14 protein-coding genes are annotated in these 17858 nt (G+C 30.9%); all 14 read left to right on the forward strand.

Annotated features, from left to right (window positions below; translation table 11 throughout):
• The first annotated feature begins 269 nt into the window (after window positions 1-269).
• The 14 genes from J2Z76_RS12275 to J2Z76_RS12340 all read left to right on the forward strand — a co-directional run bounded on the left by J2Z76_RS12275 (window position 270) and on the right by J2Z76_RS12340 (window position 17815).
• Complete coding sequence (locus J2Z76_RS12275) at window positions 270-2924, forward strand: valine--tRNA ligase (RefSeq protein WP_209512352.1); 2655 nt, start codon at window positions 270-272, stop codon at window positions 2922-2924.
• 176 nt (window positions 2925-3100) lie between these two features.
• A complete protein-coding gene (locus tag J2Z76_RS12280; RefSeq protein ID WP_209512353.1) occupies window positions 3101-4279 on the forward strand; it encodes an anhydro-N-acetylmuramic acid kinase in 1179 nt (392 codons plus the stop codon).
• A gap of 82 nt (window positions 4280-4361) precedes the next feature.
• Window positions 4362-5390, forward strand: a complete 1029-nt coding sequence (locus J2Z76_RS12285; RefSeq protein ID WP_209512354.1) for a serine hydrolase domain-containing protein — start codon at window positions 4362-4364, stop codon at window positions 5388-5390.
• A gap of 27 nt (window positions 5391-5417) precedes the next feature.
• Entirely contained in the window at window positions 5418-6998 is a 1581-nt protein-coding gene (locus J2Z76_RS12290) for an ABC transporter substrate-binding protein (RefSeq protein WP_209512355.1), read from the forward strand.
• Window positions 6999-7068: 70 nt separating this feature from the next.
• Window positions 7069-8013 (forward strand): ABC transporter permease, encoded by a 945-nt coding sequence (locus tag J2Z76_RS12295; protein ID WP_209512356.1) that lies wholly within the window; start codon window positions 7069-7071, stop codon window positions 8011-8013.
• A 12-nt stretch (window positions 8014-8025) separates the two neighbouring features.
• Window positions 8026-8886: an ABC transporter permease gene (locus J2Z76_RS12300; RefSeq protein WP_245210445.1), complete on the forward strand. Its 861-nt coding sequence runs from the start codon at window positions 8026-8028 to the stop codon at window positions 8884-8886.
• A 21-nt stretch (window positions 8887-8907) separates the two neighbouring features.
• Window positions 8908-9897, forward strand: a complete 990-nt coding sequence (locus J2Z76_RS12305) for an ABC transporter ATP-binding protein (protein WP_209512357.1) — start codon at window positions 8908-8910, stop codon at window positions 9895-9897.
• Entirely contained in the window at window positions 9897-10868 is a 972-nt protein-coding gene (locus J2Z76_RS12310; protein ID WP_209512358.1) for an ABC transporter ATP-binding protein, read from the forward strand. Before J2Z76_RS12305 ends, J2Z76_RS12310 begins: the two co-directional genes overlap by 1 nt.
• Window positions 10865-11776, forward strand: coding sequence for an N-acetylmuramic acid 6-phosphate etherase (gene murQ / locus J2Z76_RS12315; protein ID WP_209512359.1), 912 nt, complete (start codon window positions 10865-10867; stop codon window positions 11774-11776). Before J2Z76_RS12310 ends, murQ begins: the two co-directional genes overlap by 4 nt.
• A 29-nt stretch (window positions 11777-11805) precedes the next feature.
• Complete coding sequence (locus J2Z76_RS12320; protein WP_209512360.1) at window positions 11806-12657, forward strand: MurR/RpiR family transcriptional regulator; 852 nt, start codon at window positions 11806-11808, stop codon at window positions 12655-12657.
• A gap of 199 nt (window positions 12658-12856) precedes the next feature.
• Window positions 12857-13750, forward strand: coding sequence for a BadF/BadG/BcrA/BcrD ATPase family protein (locus J2Z76_RS12325; RefSeq protein ID WP_209512361.1), 894 nt, complete (start codon window positions 12857-12859; stop codon window positions 13748-13750).
• Window positions 13751-13987: 237 nt separating this feature from the next.
• Window positions 13988-14539 carry a sigma-70 family RNA polymerase sigma factor gene (locus J2Z76_RS12330; RefSeq protein ID WP_209512362.1) on the forward strand — a complete coding sequence of 184 codons (552 nt, stop codon included), beginning with the start codon at window positions 13988-13990 and terminating at the stop codon, window positions 14537-14539.
• 21 nt (window positions 14540-14560) lie between these two features.
• Entirely contained in the window at window positions 14561-16003 is a 1443-nt protein-coding gene (locus tag J2Z76_RS12335; protein WP_209512363.1) for a DUF4179 domain-containing protein, read from the forward strand.
• Between the two features lie 165 nt (window positions 16004-16168).
• Entirely contained in the window at window positions 16169-17815 is a 1647-nt protein-coding gene (locus J2Z76_RS12340) for a SulP family inorganic anion transporter (RefSeq protein ID WP_209512364.1), read from the forward strand.
• Window positions 17816-17858 lie beyond the last annotated feature (43 nt).

Below are 17858 nucleotides of genomic sequence, written 5' to 3' on the forward strand. Positions count from 1 at the left end.
CAATGATTATGATTTACCCAATTTATTTGACCGTAAGGGAGAAATAAATTGCAGGTAATTCAAACGCAATGAGTTCCAAATTTGCATGAGCGAAAGCAAATAAGCAAATTTGTGAACGAACCTGCGCCTCCCAATATATGCGACCGAAGGAAGCAAATATATTGGTGAACGAAACTGCGTAAGGCCCTAACCCTGCGTAAGGCCCTAATATAGTTATAGAAACAATTTTATTAATAATATAGTTCAAATATAAGAGAGGGAATGAAAATATGACAACGAATATACCAAGTAAGTATAATCCAAAAGAATTTGAAGATAAGATATACAGTGCGTGGATGGAAGAAAATTGTTTTGGTGCAAATCCAAATAAGGATAAAAAGCCATTTACAATCGTCATGCCACCGCCAAACATTACAGGACAGCTTCATATGGGTCATGCATTAGATCAGACGTTGCAAGATGTATTAATTAGATGGAAAAGAATGCAAGGGTTTGAAGCTTTGTGGGTTCCCGGTTCTGACCATGCAAGTATAGCAACAGAAGTTAAAGTTGTTGAAAGATTAAAAAAAGAAGAAGGCAAAACAAAAGAAGAAATTGGCAGAGAAGAATTTCTTAACAGAGCGTGGAAGTGGAAAGAAGAATTTGGTGGCAGAATAGTTGAACAAGTCAAAAAACTTGGAAATTCATGCGATTGGTCAAGAGAAAGATTTACAATGGATGAAGGCTGCAATGAAGCAGTTAAAGAAGTATTTATTAGATTGTATAATAAGAAGCTTATATACAGGGGAAATAGAATAATTAACTGGTGTCCAGATTGCCACACAACATTGTCAGATGCAGAAGTTGAACATGAAGATACACCAGGTAAATATTATTATGTAAAGTATCCATACGTTGATAATCCTGATGAATATTTTGTTGTAGCTACAACGAGACCTGAAACAATATTTGGAGATGTTGCAATAGCAGCGCATCATGATGATGAAAGATATAAACATTTAATAGGTAGGAAGGTTATAGTTCCACTGGTAGGAAGAGAAATACCTATTATAGCTGATGAATATCCAGATATGACTAAGGCAACAGGGGCATTAAAGATAACTCCTGCCCATGATCCTAATGACTTTGAAATTGGACTTCGACATGATTTAGAACAAATCAGCTGTATGAATGAAGATGGTACTATGAACGAAGTAGCAGGAAAATACGATGGCATGGATCGATTTGAGTGTAGAAAAGCTTTTGTAAAAGAATTAGAGGAAAATGGGTATATTTTAAAGATGGAAGACACAGACCACAGTGTAGGAACATGTTATAGATGTCACAACATAGTTGAGCCTCGTATATCAGACCAGTGGTTTGTAGATATGAAACCTTTAGCAGAGCCTGCAATTAAAGCTGGTTTAAATAAAGATGTTGAGTTCGTACCTGAAAGATTTACAAAAATTTATACTCATTGGTTAGAAAACATTAGAGATTGGTGCATATCTAGACAACTGTGGTGGGGACATAGAATACCTGCATATTATTGTCAAGAATGTGGTGAAATAATGGTTCAGAAAGATGATCCTACCAAATGTTCTAAATGTGGTAGCACTAACATTAAACAAGATGAGGATGTTCTTGATACTTGGTTTTCATCAGCACTATGGCCATTTTCAACATTAGGATGGCCTAATGAAACAGAAGATCTAAAATATTTTTATCCAACTGATGTGTTAGTTTCGGGATATGATATTATATTTTTCTGGATAGTTAGAATGGTATTTTCAGGACTTGAAATAATGGATGAAGTTCCATTTAAATATGTATTTGTTCATGGATTAGTTAGAGATGCAGAAGGAAGAAAAATGAGCAAGTCATTAGGCAATGGTGTTGACCCATTAGAAATAATAGACCAATTTGGAGCGGATGCTTTAAGATTCATGCTTATGACAGGAATTTCTCCAGGTAATGATACAAGATTTAAAATTGATAAACTTGAGTCTTGTAGAAACTTTGCTAATAAATTGTGGAATGCATCAAGATTTGTTCTTATGAATGTTGATGGAGATTTAATAAATGAAGAAACTGCGAGAGAAAATTATAAGATAGAAGATAAATGGATTATTTCAAGAGTAAATAAAGCTACAAAAGAAATTACAGATAATTTAGATAAATTTGAACTTGGTATGGCTGCACAAAGAGTTTATGATTTCATATGGAATGAATATTGTGACTGGTATATAGAAATCGTAAAAACAAGGTTGTATGGTGAAGATGGTGTTGATAAAGATACTGCTAGGTTTGTTCTTATAAAAGTGTTAAAAGACATGTTGAAACTATTACATCCATTTATGCCATTTATAACAGAAGAAATATGGTCATATTTGCCTAATACTGATACAAGGTTAGTACGTTCACAGTGGCCTATATACTCAGAGGAAGAAAATTTTGAAGAAGCAGAAGCAAATATGGAATTCATTATGGAGGCAATTAGAAGTATTAGAAATACGAGAGCCGAAATGAATGTTGCGCCTTCAAGAAAAGCAAGGGCTATATTTATACCTTCAAAGGAAAACTGTAAAAATTATATAGAAACAGGTTCTTCTTACTTTGCAACATTAGCAAATATAACAGAAGTACAAATTATTCATGATAAATCAGAGATTATTGAAGATACATCATCATCAGTAATAGATGGTACAGAAATATATCTTCCATTATCTGATTTAATAGATTTTGAGAAAGAAATTGAAAGACTGGAAAAAGAAAAAACTAAATTACAAGGTGAACTTGACAGAGTTAATGGAAAGCTTAATAATGAAAAATTTATTGGCAAAGCACCAGAAAATGTAGTTAATGAAGAAAAAGAAAAATTATTAAAATATCAATCAATGATGGAAAAAGTAGTTGAAAGATTAGAATCATTAAAGAATAAATAATTTATAGAATAGAGAATGAGCGGTAGAAATAGTTACCGCTTGTTTTTTTATTTATTTTTATTACAATTGATGAGCAATTATGATAAATTATAAAAACATTTTGTATTGACATTTTGTTTCATATATTATAACATAATATTGAAATAAAATGTCGAATAAGTAAGGGGTTTTTTATAATGATTGATACAATAAAAAAGGTTGTTGAAAAACCGATAAAGCTTGCAATTGGGCTGATGTCTGGTACATCATTAGATGGAATTGATGCTTGTGTTGTTGAAATTAAAGGCAGTGGTAAAAACACAGAAATAAACTTTATGGATTTTATCACACTAGAATATACAAAAAGTGAAAAAGAGAGAATACTAAAACTATGCAATATAAATACTTCAACTGTTGATGAAATATGCTATATGAATAATTATCTAGGTAATAAAATGGGTGAAGCAGCTCTTAAAGTGTGTAAAGAAGCAAATATAAATATTAAGGATATTGATTTTATAAGTTCACATGGACAAACGATTTACCACATGCCTAACTTGCATAGTACTTTACAAATAGGAGAACTTGCAAATATTGCTTCTGTAACAGGTTGCTTGACTGTTGGTGATTTTAGACCATCGGATATGGCATATGGAGGTCAGGGAGCACCATTAGTACCATATATAGATTACCTGCTTTTTTCAAGTGAAAAAAAGGGACGTGTGTTGCTTAATTTAGGCGGTATTGGAAATATAACTGTTCTTAAGTCAGGTGGAGAAGAAGAGGATGTATATGCATTTGATACAGGTCCTGCTAATGTTCTTATAGACGAAGTTGCAAGAATCATTACAGATGGTAAAATGACATTTGATGCTGATGGTAAAATGGCATCAATGGGGAATATAAATGAACAATGGCTTGAAGAAATGATAACACAAGATAGTTATCTTTGTAAAAATCCCCCGAAAAGCACAGGCAGAGAATATTATACAACTGAATTTGCAAAGAAGCTTTACGATGAGGGCAAGGTAAAAGGGTTGAGTAGTTTTGATATAATTTCAACAATAACTGCGTTTACTGCTAAAACTATACAAAATCAACTTGAGAAATTTGTTTTAGAAAATCATAAAGTTGATGAAATATATGTGAGCGGTGGTGGGGCACATAATCAAATGATTATGAAGCTTTTATCAGAGTATATTGATGCAGAGGTTAGCTGTATAGATAAACTTGATTTTATTGGGGATGCAAAAGAATCTATAGCATTTGCTGTTCTTGGTAATGAGTTTTTGCACGGCAATGCAAATAATATTCCTACAGCAACAGGTGCAAATAGGAAGGTTATTATGGGAAAATTAGTTTTACCATCAGTATGACTATTATAAAAATAAAACAAATTATGGGATTTAATTTATTGTAGGAAAAAGCATATTGATAATAAACTAAGGAGGTTACGATTTGGAGAAATCAATAGAACATATAGAGCATATTGTAAAAAAACATATAGAGCAAGGATATTTTCCATCGGCAGTGTGCAGTATTTTTAATAGTGAAAAGACTCTTTATAGTAAAGCCTTTGGATATGGAAATGTAAATGTAGATACTGTGTTTGATGTTGCGTCTTTAAGTAAAATAATTACTTCTACAGAAATATTAATGCTTATAAATGAAGGTAAAGTACATTTGAAAGGTAAAGTTAGTTCATATTTACCATTTATTAATCAGTTTGATGTTTTGAAAGAGAGACTTTCAGATGTGACTATAGAACAGTTGTTGACGCATAATTCAGGTATTATTGATTGGTATCCATTTTATGCAAAAGAAGGGAATTTTATAGAAATTTTAAAATGGGTTATTAGTAGATATCCTAAAGTTGATGGTACTATGTATAGTGATTTGAATTTCATGTTATTAGGTGAAATAATTAAAAGTGTATCGAATTTAGAATTAGATGAAGTTCTTGAAAAATATATAAAAAAACATTTAAGTATTGCAAATATTACATATTGTCCATTAAATAAAAAGAATATAGCACCTACCTCTTATGGAAATATTATAGAGGAAGAGATGTGTAAAGAAAGAAATATTGAATTTAGAGGATGGAGAAACCGAGAAAAGGTTTTGTTAGGAGAAGTGAATGATGGAAACTCATACTATTTCTTTAAAGGAATTGCAGGACATGCTGGAATTTTCGCAGATGTTGAATCATATGTTAAATTATGCAAGTTTTATATGAAAACTGATAATGAGCTTTTGAAGTCATCTATGAGAGACCATGGAGGCGGAAGAGGTTTTGGTTGGCAAATTTCAGAAACTTTTCCAATGGGATGCGGACATTCTGGATTTACGGGTACGTCTATTTGGATTTGTAATGAAAAAGATATTGGTGCAGTTATTTTTACAAATAGATTACATACTAAAAGTGAAACAAAAAATTTAAATAATTTTAGAAAAAAAATGCATAAATGCATTTTAGATATTTTTTAAAAATATATTAAAAAGGGAGACTAAAAAATGAATAAAAGAATATTGTCTATTGCTTTACTAATTGTTCTAGTGATGATGGTTTTTACAGCTTGTGGAGGAAATAATAATTCTGAGCAAACTCCAGTAAGCGGTCAAGAACAAACTGCACCAGATAGTCAAGAAAAACCTAAAGAAGCGCCACCTCAAGTGTTAAAGTATGGAACTGATGCTGAACCAGTCGGATTAGATCCACACACAATTTCTGCCGTTGCATCTGTAAGAATTTTCAGACAAATCTACAATACATTAATTGATGTAGACGATAATATGAATTTTATACCTGAGCTTGCAGAGTCATGGGAGCAACCTGATGATTTAACTTACATATTTAAGTTAAGACAAGGAGTTAAATTCCATAATGGAAGGGAAATGAAAGCAGATGATGTAAAATACAGCTTTGAAAGAATTTTAAATCCTGAAACAGCAGCATTAGGTAAATCATATTATGATAGTGTATCAACTATAGAGGTAGTTGATGATTATACGGTCAAATTTGTATTAAAAGAGCCATTTGCACCATTTATGACTAACTTAACAAGTTTATACGGAGCTATTGTTCCAAAAGAAGTTGTTGAAGAAAATACAAATTTAATGCAAGTTGCATGTGGTACAGGACCATTTATACTAAAAGAGTGGGTTCCTGATAATAAAGTTATTTTAACTAAGAATCCTGATTATTTTGTTGAAACTGAACCTAAGTTAGATTCAATAGAATATTATGTTATGACTGATGAATCATCGAGAATAGCAGCTCTTCGTACAGGAAATGTTCATTTAATAAAACTTCCTGCATCTAGTATATCATTAGTTGAAGGAAATGATGATATAACAATAATGGATTACCAATCAAATGATTATTTATTCCTTGGATTTAATTTGGACCTGGATAAGTTTAAAGATGTAAGAGTTAGACAAGCAATTAGTTATGCAGTTAATAGACAAGAAATTATTGACCTTGTTTATGATGGAGAAGCAACTATAGCTGGATTTGTGCCTCCTGCAATGGGTAGATGGTCTATGGATTTTGCAAATGAAGATTTATATCAACAAAATATAGAAAAAGCAAAACAATTAATGTCAGATGCAGGTTATCCAGATGGATTTGAAACAACTATAGCAGTTGGTTTGTTAGATGATATAAGGGGAGCAGGAGAAATACTTCAAAAACAATTAGAACAAATTGGAATTAATGCAACTATACAAAATCTTGAATCAGGACAATATATAGATGCATGGAAAAACAGAACTCATGAAATGATGGCAGGAAGAAATGGTGCTGGAACCGACCCTAATAGATCTGTAGCATTCTTCTATTCAACTAAAGGCTCAGCAAATGTTTGGGGATACTCAAACCCTGATGTTGATGCATTATGCGATAAAGGTAAAGTTACTGTAAATGAAGATGAAAGAGAAAAAGTTTATAAAGAAGCACAAAAGTTAGTATTAAATGATTGTCCAAATATATGGATGGCTTCTCCAATGGACTATTATTTTGTTAGAACCGAAATGAAAAATTATAAACCAACAACATTTAATATTGAGAACTTTAATCAAGTAACTATAGAATAATTAATAAAATATGGGAGGGTGTAAGCCCTTCCTTATTATTGAATGTTTCATATGTAGAGGGAGTGAAAAGATGCGTTCATATATTATTAGAAGAATACTTATGTTAATTCCTGTTTTAATAGGAATAAGTTTATGTATTTTTTTAATTATGCAGTTAATACCTGGAGATGTCATATCAGGACTTTTAGGTATAGAAGAAAATCCTGAACTAAGAGCACAATATGTTATTAAGTTTGGCTTAGATCAACCATTACCTAAAAGGTATATAGATTGGATTACAAATGTTTTAAAAGGAGACTTTGGAACTTCATTTAGAACTGATAAAGAAATATTTCCAGAAATGATGAGTAGGTTTAAAATAACTTTTCAATTGACTATTATGGCAGCTATGATATCTTGGATTATAGCAATACCATTAGGTATTATATCAGCATTGAAAAGAAATACTTGGGTAGATGCAGTAGTAAGATTTATAGCACTGTTAGGAGTATCTGTTCCTAATTTTGCATTTGCTACACTACTTATATTATTTTTATCATTAAAATTTCAGTATTATCCACCTGTTGGATATGTAGGATTTTTTGAAAATGCAAAAGTAAATCTGCAAATTATGATTCTACCTGCAATAGTGCTTGGAACAATTATGTCAGGTTCTGTAATGAGAATGACACGTTCATCTGTCCTCGAAGTACTAAGGCAGGACTTTATAAAAACTATAAGAGCAAAAGGAGCATCAGAGAGGGTTGTAATATTTGTTCATGCGCTTAGAAATGGACTTATTCCTATTATTACATTAATAGGTATGCAAATTGGCGGATTGCTTGGTGGTACAGTAATTACAGAGCAAATTTTTTCTATACCAGGATTAGGGCAAATGGTACTTACTGCAATAAATCAAAGGGATTACCCAGTAGTACAAGGATGTATACTATTTATAGCATTTATTTATGTTATGGTAAATTTAATAGTTGACATACTTTATACTTATGTAGATCCTCGTATAACCTATAAATAAGCAGGTGATTTTATGAAAAATATAATTGAAATTTTAAAAGGAATTATTAATATTATTAAGCAACTATTAAAAGATCCAATTGGAAGAATAGGATTTATAGGAGTTTTTATAATTGTTTTATTAAGTATTTTTGCTCCTAAAATAGCACCATATGACATAACTGAAATGTTTACAAAAAGTAAACTTGTTTCTCCAAATGGCGAGTTTATATTTGGAACAGATAATTTTGGAAGGGATGTTTTTAGCAGAATAATTTATGGGGCTAAAGTATCACTTCAGGTTGGTATAATATCTGTTGGTATCTCTGCAACATTTGGGTATATATTTGGAATTGTTGCAGGTTATTTTGAAGGAGTAGTAGATAGCATAATAATGCGTTTTATGGATGTGTTGTTTGCCTTTCCGTCTATATTGCTTGCATTATTTATAGTATCTGTACTTGGGCCTAGTTTAGGGAATACAATGATTGCAATAGGTATAGTGAATACCCCTGTATTTACAAGAACAGTAAGAGCATCAGTAATTTCAGTAAAATCCATGGAATATATAACGAGTGCAAAAAGTATAGGCTTAAAGCCTATTAATATAATATTGAAACATATAACTCCTAATATTTTAGCACCATTTACTGTACAAGCTACATTGGCATTGTCAGGTGCCATATTAACAGAAGCATCGTTAAGCTTTTTAGGATTAGGAATTCAGCCACCAGACCCATCATGGGGTTCTATGTTAAGTGAAAGTAGAAAATATATGGAAAGAGCACCTTGGCTTGCTATAGCTCCAGCGGTATTTATAATATGTACTATTCTTTCTTTTAACATACTAGGGGACAGTTTAAGAGATGTTTTAGACCCTAAATTAAAGTTGTAAATCTGAATGAGGAGTTTCTATATGGAAAATATTTTAGAAGTAAAGAATTTAAATATTGATTTAATTACAGAAAAGGGCAATAAAAAACTAATTGATAATGTAAGTTTTAATGTAGGGAAAAAACAAAGTTATGGTATAGTTGGGGAATCAGGATGTGGAAAAAGCATTACGGCATTAGCAGTAATGCAGCTTTTATCATTTCCGCTTAAAACAAGTGGTGGAGAGATAAATTTCCATAGTGAAAAAGAAAGCGTAAATATTTTATCGTTAAAAAAGAATGAAATCAGAAAAATAAGAGGGAAAGAAATATCTATGATATTTCAAGAGCCAATGACAGCATTGGATCCAATCTTTACTATAGAGAGACAAATTATAGAAGCATTAAAATTTCATACAGATTTAAACAAAAAAGATATGAGTGATATGGCCTTACAAATGTTAAAAAAAGTTGGAATACCTAGAGCAGAAGAAATATTAAAGGAATATCCTCATCAGTTGTCAGGTGGCATGTTGCAGAGGATTATGATAGCTATTGCACTTATATGTAAACCTAAGCTCTTGATTGCAGATGAACCTACAACAGCATTAGATGTTACTATACAAGCGCAGATACTTGACTTGATGAATGAACTAAAAACATCATTTGATACATCAATAATAATGATTACACATGATTTAGGAGTTATAGCGGAAACTTGTGAAAAAGTTGCTGTTTTTTATGCAGGTCAAATAGTTGAAGAGACAGATGTAGTAACACTTTTTCATAACACAGCACATCCATATACAAGCGGATTGTTAAAAGCTGTAACATCACTTGGTGATAAAAGCAAAAATTTATTTACTATACCGGGTATGGTACCTGCTGGCGGACATATGCCTAAGGGATGTAGATTTGAAGAAAGATGTAATAAAAAAATGAAAATTTGTAAAGATAAATCTCCAGAATTAATAGAAATTGCGGATGGACATAAATGCAGATGCTGGCTTTATGCTGAAAGTGGTGATAACTAATGAATAATGTATTATTAGAAGTTGAAAATTTGAAAACATATTTTCCAGTTAAAGGTGGAGTTTTAAAAAAAACAACAGGATATGTGCATGCAGTTGATGATATAAGTTTTAAGGTTAATAAACAAGAGACCTTTGCTCTAGTAGGAGAATCAGGCTGCGGTAAATCTACTACAGGTAGAAGTTTATTAAGAGTTATAGAGCCTACATCAGGCAAAATTACATTTCGTAATGAGGATGTTATAAGACTTTCTAAAGAAGAAATGAGGAAAAAGAGAAAGGACATGCAACTGATTTTTCAAAATCCATACAGTTCTCTTAATCCAAGGATGACAGTGAACAAACTTCTTTCTGAACCTTTAAGGACTCATTTTAGTATGTCTCAAAAAGAAATCGAAGAACAAATATTATGGGTTATTGATAAGGTAGGACTGACTAAAGAGCAACTTGATAGATATCCACATCAATTCAGTGGAGGACAAAGACAAAGAATAAGCATAGCACGTGCAATAATTAGTAAACCAAGTTTTGTTGTTGCTGATGAACCTGTTTCAGCATTAGATGTATCTATACAATCGCAAATTTTAAATTTGCTTATAGAGTTGCAGAAAGATTTAAAGTTGACCTATATTTTTATTTCTCATGATTTAAATGTGGTACGGCATATTAGTAATTCTGTTGCCGTTATGTATTTAGGACGAATAGTTGAAACTGGTGATACAGAACAAATATATACTAGTGCTATGCATCCTTATACAAAAGCTTTATTATCAGCAGTACCATCTAAAGATCCTTTACAAAAAAAGAAGAGGATAATATTAAAAGGAGACGTTCCGAGTCCCGTTAATCCTCCAAATGGCTGTCCCTTAAATTCAAGATGTGAAAGCGCAATGAGTATTTGTAAAGAAATAAGACCAGAGTTGGCAGATATGGGAAACAATCATCATGTAGCATGTCATTTATATAAGGAGTGAGGACGATAGACATAAAAAAATTAATTACAGAAAATAGGTGTAAAAATACATTTAATATTGACAGTGTTTCAACAATTGAGATGCTTAAGATGATAAATGAAGAAGATAAAAAGGTTGCATTAGCAGTAGAAAAAGAAATAGTTAAAATAGCTGAAGCTGTAGATTTAATAGTAGAAAAGATTCATATAGATGGAAGATTAATATATATAGGTGCTGGTACAAGTGGTAGAATTGGAATATTGGATGCTTCAGAATGTCCACCCACTTATGGAACGGATCCGGAAGTTGTACAGGCACTTATAGCAGGAGGCGAAAAAGCTATACTCACAGCTATAGAAGGAGCAGAAGATAATTTCCAGTTGGGTAAAGAAGATTTAAAATCAATTGATTTTAATGAAAAAGATGTTTTAATTGGTATTACAGCAAGTGGCAGAACCCCATATGTACTAGGAGCAGTAGAATATGCTAATAAGATAGGGGCGATAACCATTGGAATAAATAATAATCCTGATTCTGAACTTAGTAGTGTTTGTAAGGTATCAATTTGCCCTGTAACAGGACCAGAAGCTTTAACAGGTTCAACAAGGATGAAAGCGGGAACAGCACAAAAATTAGTTTTGAATATGATTTCAACTGGTGTTATGATAAAATATGGCAAGGTATATCAAAATTTAATGGTGGATGTAAAAGCATCTAATGATAAGCTTAGAGATAGATGCAAAAGTATTGTTATTGAAGCTACAGGTGTTTCTATAGAGGAGGCTGAAAAAATATTGATAACAACAAACTATAATTGTAAATTGGCAATATTTATAATCATTTCAAAATTAGATATGATTGATGCAAAAAAAATATTAGATGAAAATAAAGGTTATATAAGAAAGGCATTTGAAGCTGTTCAAAAATAAGATAATATATTATTGTGGAGGCAATTTTTATGGAGTTAAAATCAGGTGGGCTGATGATGATAAAAAATGTTATAGATGATTTACCTAATTCAGAAAGAAAAATTGCAAAGTTTATATTAAGTAACCCACATAAGTTTGTATCACTGACTGTATCTGAATTAGGGGAATTAAGTAAAACTAGCAGTTCTGCAGTTGTTAGATTGTGTAAATCTCTTGGATTGAGGGGGTATCAGGATCTTAAAATGAGAGTTATTGGAGATATGAATTCTTTAAATGATACATCATATACAGATATTAAAAAAAATGATACTATTAAGTCATTAATCCAAAGTATAAGAAATAATGCCGTTAAATCTATTGATGAAACTATGCTTATTTTAGATGAGCAAGTAATTAAGGAGTGCGTAGAACTTATTGATAAAGCTAATTCAATAGTTTTTTATGGTATGGGAGCATCGTTTATTGCAGCAAAAGATGCTCAACAAAAATTTTTAAGAATAAATAAAACTTCTTATGCTTTCGAAGATACTCATTTAACAGCAACAACAATAGCAAATTTAAAGTGTAATGATTTAGTAGTTGGAATTTCAGCTTCTGGTGAAACTATAGAAGCTGTTAAGCTTATAGAATTAGCAAATTCAAAAAATATAAATACCATTGGTATCACTAAATATGGTAAAAGTACATTAGGGAAAGCTTCTAAAATTAACCTTTGTAATCCATCAAGTATAGAAACACCGTTCAGAAGTGCTGCAACATCATCTCGTATGTCACAGTTATATATTATTGATGTGTTGTTTATGTGCTTTGCAACTTCAAGATATGATACTACAATAAAATATCTCGAAAATACAGTTGATGCCATAAGTTTTTTTAAATAAGGTATATCATTGGAGGGTGCTCTGATATTGGATTTACGGAACATCTATAATTGTTGATTTATTTAATAAAAAAGGATTTGTTCTTCTGACAAACAGGGTTCATCCTAATCGAAATAACAATAAAATTGTTGAATTGAGAAGAAACATACATAATATAGCTTTCACTTCGATTAAATGATGAAAGGAAGTAATAAGAAATATGGAATATTTAATTGGAATAGATGCTGGAGGAACAAAATCTGAGCTGATAGCTTACGATCTAGAGTTTAATCCGATTTATTTTAATGTAGGAGGATTTGGCAATCCTTCTATAGATCTAGACACTGCAATAAAAAATATCAGTGTATTAATAGACAAGTGTCTTCAGGAACATGGAGATAACAAGTGTATATTTATAGCAGCTGGAATTGCAGGTGTTGGAACAGGTAATTATAAAAATGTAGTTGAAAGCTACATTAATAACACCTATTCTATAGATAATGTAATCCTTAATGATGCTGAAATGGCTGCAAAGGCTTATCTTGGTAATGGAGATGGAATTGTTTCGATCGCAGGAACAGGAGCTTCGGTTTATGTGCAAAAGGATAATCTTGGAGAAGTTATTGGTGGCTGGGGACATATTTTAGGGGATAAAGGAAGCGGTTACCATACAGTTATAGAAGCTTTTATAAGAATTACAGACCAGATTGATAATAATAATAATTTTGATAATTTGAGTATTGAACTATTAAAAGCAATAGGGGCTAAAAATGCTTCAGATGTCAAAAAATTCATATATAATAATCAAAAAAATAAAATTGGGGCATTATTTCCAAAAATAGTTGAGCTGTCAAAAATTGGAGATGAAATTGCAATAAAGCTTCTACAAAATGCAGGGAAGTATTTGGCGGATTCAACAATTATTGCATCTAGAAAATTTGGAGGGGATAGTAAGGTCGTGATTGGTTTAAAAGGTGGAGTGTTTTATAATAGTGAAATAGTTATTTCGTCTTATGAAAGTGCAGTGTCAGAACATATCATGAATTGTAAATTTATTGATAAAGACATACCTGTTACATTAGCAGTTTGCAATATATATAAAACAAGGAGGTAATAATATATTAAGGATTTAATAAATGGTTATGGAGAAGTAGTTGATAAATTTGGTGATATAAAAATATATTCTTTTGTAATTAAAGGGTGTATCCAGTATTGTAATTTAATATATTTATACATATAATTAAATGGGCGAAAATTTTTCGCTTATTTTTTTAAATTATTTTGAGTGAAAATAGATATTTTGTGTGAATATATATATGAGAAGCTTCTTAGATAGTAGGAGGAAATGATTTTGAATGATGAAAAGTTAGTACGGCTATTGAAACATAAACCATCAAAAGGTTTGTCAACTGCAATTGATATATATGGTGGGTTGGTTAAAACTATAGCTATTCGAATAATTGGCTATGAAAACCAGAGTGATGTTGAAGAATGTGTATCAGATGTTTTTGTAGAATTGTGGAAATCAATAGATAATTATAATAGAGATAAGGGGATATTAAAAAACTATATTATATCTATAGCACGTAACGTCAGTATAAATACATACAGGCGAAAGGTCGTGAAGCATGAAGTTCTACCATTGGAAGAAAATGATATGGAGATTGATTTTGATATAGACAATGAAGTTTCTAAGAGTATAAATAAAGGTATTATTAATGAAACTTTAAATGATTTACAGCAACCAGACAAAGATATATTTATCAGGAGGTATTATTTGTTTGAATCTATAAAAGAAATATCTCAATCTTTAAATATAAGTACCAAGATGGTTGAAAACAAATTATATAGGGGCAAAGATAAACTAAAGACAGCACTTATCAGTAAAGGAATAATTATATGAATAATATGAAAGGTGATATTAATGGGAAAAATAGATGAATTATTAGATGATTATGATATTAAGAACGAAAAATTAAATATAAATGAAATAGAAATGTCTAAAGAAGAAGTCAATAGAATAAAGGAAACCACGATGCTTAAAACAGGTTTTAGTTATAAGTATGGAACGAAGAAAAAATATATTATACCTTTAGCAGCTGTTATGACTATAATTCTTTCTTTTGCTGTAGTATTCGCACAAGGAGGATTATCAAACATTTACAACAAAATATTTGGAGAAAACATCAAATATGTTAATGATATGGGAACAATTATAGATGAAAGCTATTCGTCGAATGGCATAACACTTAATGTTGCAAGTATGGTAGGAGATGAGAATTCATTTTATATAGTATTTGAATTAATAAAAGAAAATGGTGAGAGTTTTGGTAAATCAGACTATATATATATTGAACATCTTAGATTAGAAATGAAAGGTTCTGGTGGATACTCATGGAATGAAATAAAAGATGATAATCCTAATGATAGTAAAGCAACATTTATTTTAGTAGGTAACACAGAGAAAAAAACGGCTGGAGATAAGTTAACATTACTTTTATCTGAGATAACGGAATATAGTATAAACAAACAAAAAACAAGTTTTGAGCCATATGATTTCTTAATGGCTAACCAAGAATATGTAAAACAATATTTAATAAAGAATGATAAGAAATCTCCTGTAAATGATGTTGAAGATAACATGTCTGAAGATGAAAGAAAAAAAATAAATGAAATGAATGATATTACACCTGATGAAATATTACCTATAAATAATTTAAGTATTTTGTTGGGAGATAATTTGAATAATTTATACGTTGATAATGTTGGTTTTGCTGAGGGAAAACTTTGTATTCGATTTGCCTTAAAAGATTCAGAAAAAAGGGATATAAGTGAAATATATTTTACAGACAAAAGCAATTCCGATGACAGATTATATAGTAATTTCATGTTCTCGCAAGAAGCAAATGGAATAAAATATGAGTACTATATATTCGATATTCAAAATATGGAAGAACTTAAAAACTATAATTTGACATGCAGTACAACAGATAAAATAAATGTTACAAAAGGTGATTGGAAGGTTTCTTTTAAAGCAGATTACAAAAATATAACGCACACGATTAAGGTAAATAAAGATGTTCAAATTGAAGGTAAAAGATATACGATTAAAAATATAAAAATTTCTCCAATATCATTAAATGTACAAATGAGGAACAATTTAGTAGATAATATAGAAAACCCTGTACACAAATTGCATGATATTTTAACAGTTACAATGAAAGATGGAACTGAAGTTGAAATAGGAAGCAGTGGAACTAGTACTAATCCACTTACTGCGACATTAAATTTGATATTTACAAAACCTGTAGATGTAACACAAATAGATAAAATTACAGTTGGAGATTTAGAAATTGAACTTAATTGATTTTTAATTAGAATCTATTAAGGAGTATGAATAAAAGTAAATGTTTGCACAAATAATCGCTGATTAGCAACGATTATTTGTTGTTTATTCTTGATTAGTGTGCTAAACTCATCTTTGTATGCTGTTAATAAAACAGAATAACAATTCATAAAATGGGAGAGACAAATGGTAGCACAATTTTTTCAAGATTTAAAGCTTGAGTTTAATGGTTACAATAAAAAAAGGCTTTTGCAGGACGTAATGGCAGGGCTTACAGTTACTGCTGTTGCACTGCCGCTTGCACTTGCTTTTGGTGTTAGCTCAGGTGCTGATGCTGCTGCAGGACTTATAACAGCAATTATTGCTGGAATTTTAATAGGAGGCCTTTCAGGAGCATCATATCAAATTTCAGGACCAACAGGTGCGATGACAGCTATTTTACTTACTCTTTCTATAAAGCATGGTATAGATGGAGTATTTATTGCAGGACTTATATCAGGAATAATATTACTTTTAGCTGCAACATTTCATTTTGGACGGTTAGTATCATTTATTCCGTCGTCAGTTATCACGGGTTTTACTTCAGGTATAGCAATTATAATTGCACTTGGACAAGTTGATAATTTTTTTGGTACAGTTTCATATGGAGAAAATGCTATAAATAAGATTTTTTCTTATGGAGAACTAGGGTTTTCGCCAAACATATATGCTGTTTTTTTTAGTTTTTTAGTAATTATAATTATGGTTTTATGGCCTAAAAAGTGGAATTCAAAATTTCCGTCGTCATTAGCAGGTATTATTGTAGCACTATTAATTAACTGGATATTTGATTTGCCAGTAAATGTAGTAGGTGAAATTCCAAAAACTTTATTTCCACAAAGTAGACTTAGTTTTGAAGCGATTTCATTTGCTCAGTTGCAAACTTTTATGGGGCCAGCATTAAGTATTGCAATGTTAGGTATGATAGAAAGTTTACTGTGTGGAGCTTCTGCTGGTAAAATGAAAAATGAAAAATTAAATGCGGATAGAGAATTAGTAGCTCAAGGCATAGGAAATATAATCATACCGTTTTTTGGAGGTGTTCCAGCTACAGCAGCTATAGCTAGAACTAGTGTGGCGATTAAATCTGGAGGACAAACGAGGCTAGTTAGCATATTTCACTCAGTTGGATTATTAGGTTCGATGTTTTTATTGGGTTCGGTAATGTCTATGATTCCTTTATCTGCACTTGCGGGTGTTCTTATAATGACCGCTTGGAGAATGAATGAGTGGAATGAAATTAAATATATATTTAATAAAAAATTTGGAATTTCTATTATAGAATTTAGTGTAACAATGGTTGCAACTGTTATGTTTGATCTTACAATTGCTATATTGATAGGAGTTTTTATAGCAATAGTTTTATTTGTTATTAGAAATTGTGAATTAAAAATAGATGTGAGTGACGTTGATTTAAATAGAATGAGTGGACATGATATATCTACAGATCATACATATACTAAAATGGTTTACTTGACAGGACCTTTGTTTTTTGTGACAAAAGATAAGCTAATTCAAGCTGTTGGGCAACTAAACGATGCAAAGAATATTATCTTTTCAATGAGGGCAGTTACAAGCATTGATGAATCTGTCGTTTGTGAATTTGAAAAAATAGTTTCTAAATATTCAAGTGATAATGTTAAGGTTCTTTTTTGTGGAGTGCAGGATAACGTAAAAACAATGTTCAATAGAGTAGGTCTAACTGATAAATTAGGAGAAGATAGTTTTTACTGGGATGCAGTACGAGCTATAAAATCATTAGAAGATTCAGAAATAAAAGATTCAATTGCCTAAGTAGATTTATTTAATAAAAAAGGAAGGTAGTCAATACAGATAC

It is taken from the genome of Sedimentibacter acidaminivorans (genome assembly GCF_017873955.1).
GTDB lineage: Bacteria > Bacillota > Clostridia > Tissierellales > Sedimentibacteraceae > Sedimentibacter > Sedimentibacter acidaminivorans.

What these genes read in the sequence shown, in the direction of transcription:
- J2Z76_RS12275 (WP_209512352.1), top strand. Translation starts at nt 270, where the DNA reads ATGACAACGAATATACCAAGTAAGTATAATCCAAAAGAATTTGAAGAT.
- J2Z76_RS12280 (WP_209512353.1), top strand. Translation starts at nt 3,101, where the DNA reads ATGATTGATACAATAAAAAAGGTTGTTGAAAAACCGATAAAGCTTGCA.
- J2Z76_RS12290 (WP_209512355.1), top strand. Translation starts at nt 5,418, where the DNA reads ATGAATAAAAGAATATTGTCTATTGCTTTACTAATTGTTCTAGTGATG.
- J2Z76_RS12295 (WP_209512356.1), top strand. Translation starts at nt 7,069, where the DNA reads ATGCGTTCATATATTATTAGAAGAATACTTATGTTAATTCCTGTTTTA.
- J2Z76_RS12300 (WP_245210445.1), top strand. Translation starts at nt 8,026, where the DNA reads ATGAAAAATATAATTGAAATTTTAAAAGGAATTATTAATATTATTAAG.
- J2Z76_RS12305 (WP_209512357.1), top strand. Translation starts at nt 8,908, where the DNA reads ATGGAAAATATTTTAGAAGTAAAGAATTTAAATATTGATTTAATTACA.
- J2Z76_RS12310 (WP_209512358.1), top strand. Translation starts at nt 9,897, where the DNA reads ATGAATAATGTATTATTAGAAGTTGAAAATTTGAAAACATATTTTCCA.
- J2Z76_RS12320 (WP_209512360.1), top strand. Translation starts at nt 11,806, where the DNA reads ATGGAGTTAAAATCAGGTGGGCTGATGATGATAAAAAATGTTATAGAT.
- J2Z76_RS12325 (WP_209512361.1), top strand. Translation starts at nt 12,857, where the DNA reads ATGGAATATTTAATTGGAATAGATGCTGGAGGAACAAAATCTGAGCTG.
- J2Z76_RS12335 (WP_209512363.1), top strand. Translation starts at nt 14,561, where the DNA reads ATGGGAAAAATAGATGAATTATTAGATGATTATGATATTAAGAACGAA.
- J2Z76_RS12340 (WP_209512364.1), top strand. Translation starts at nt 16,169, where the DNA reads ATGGTAGCACAATTTTTTCAAGATTTAAAGCTTGAGTTTAATGGTTAC.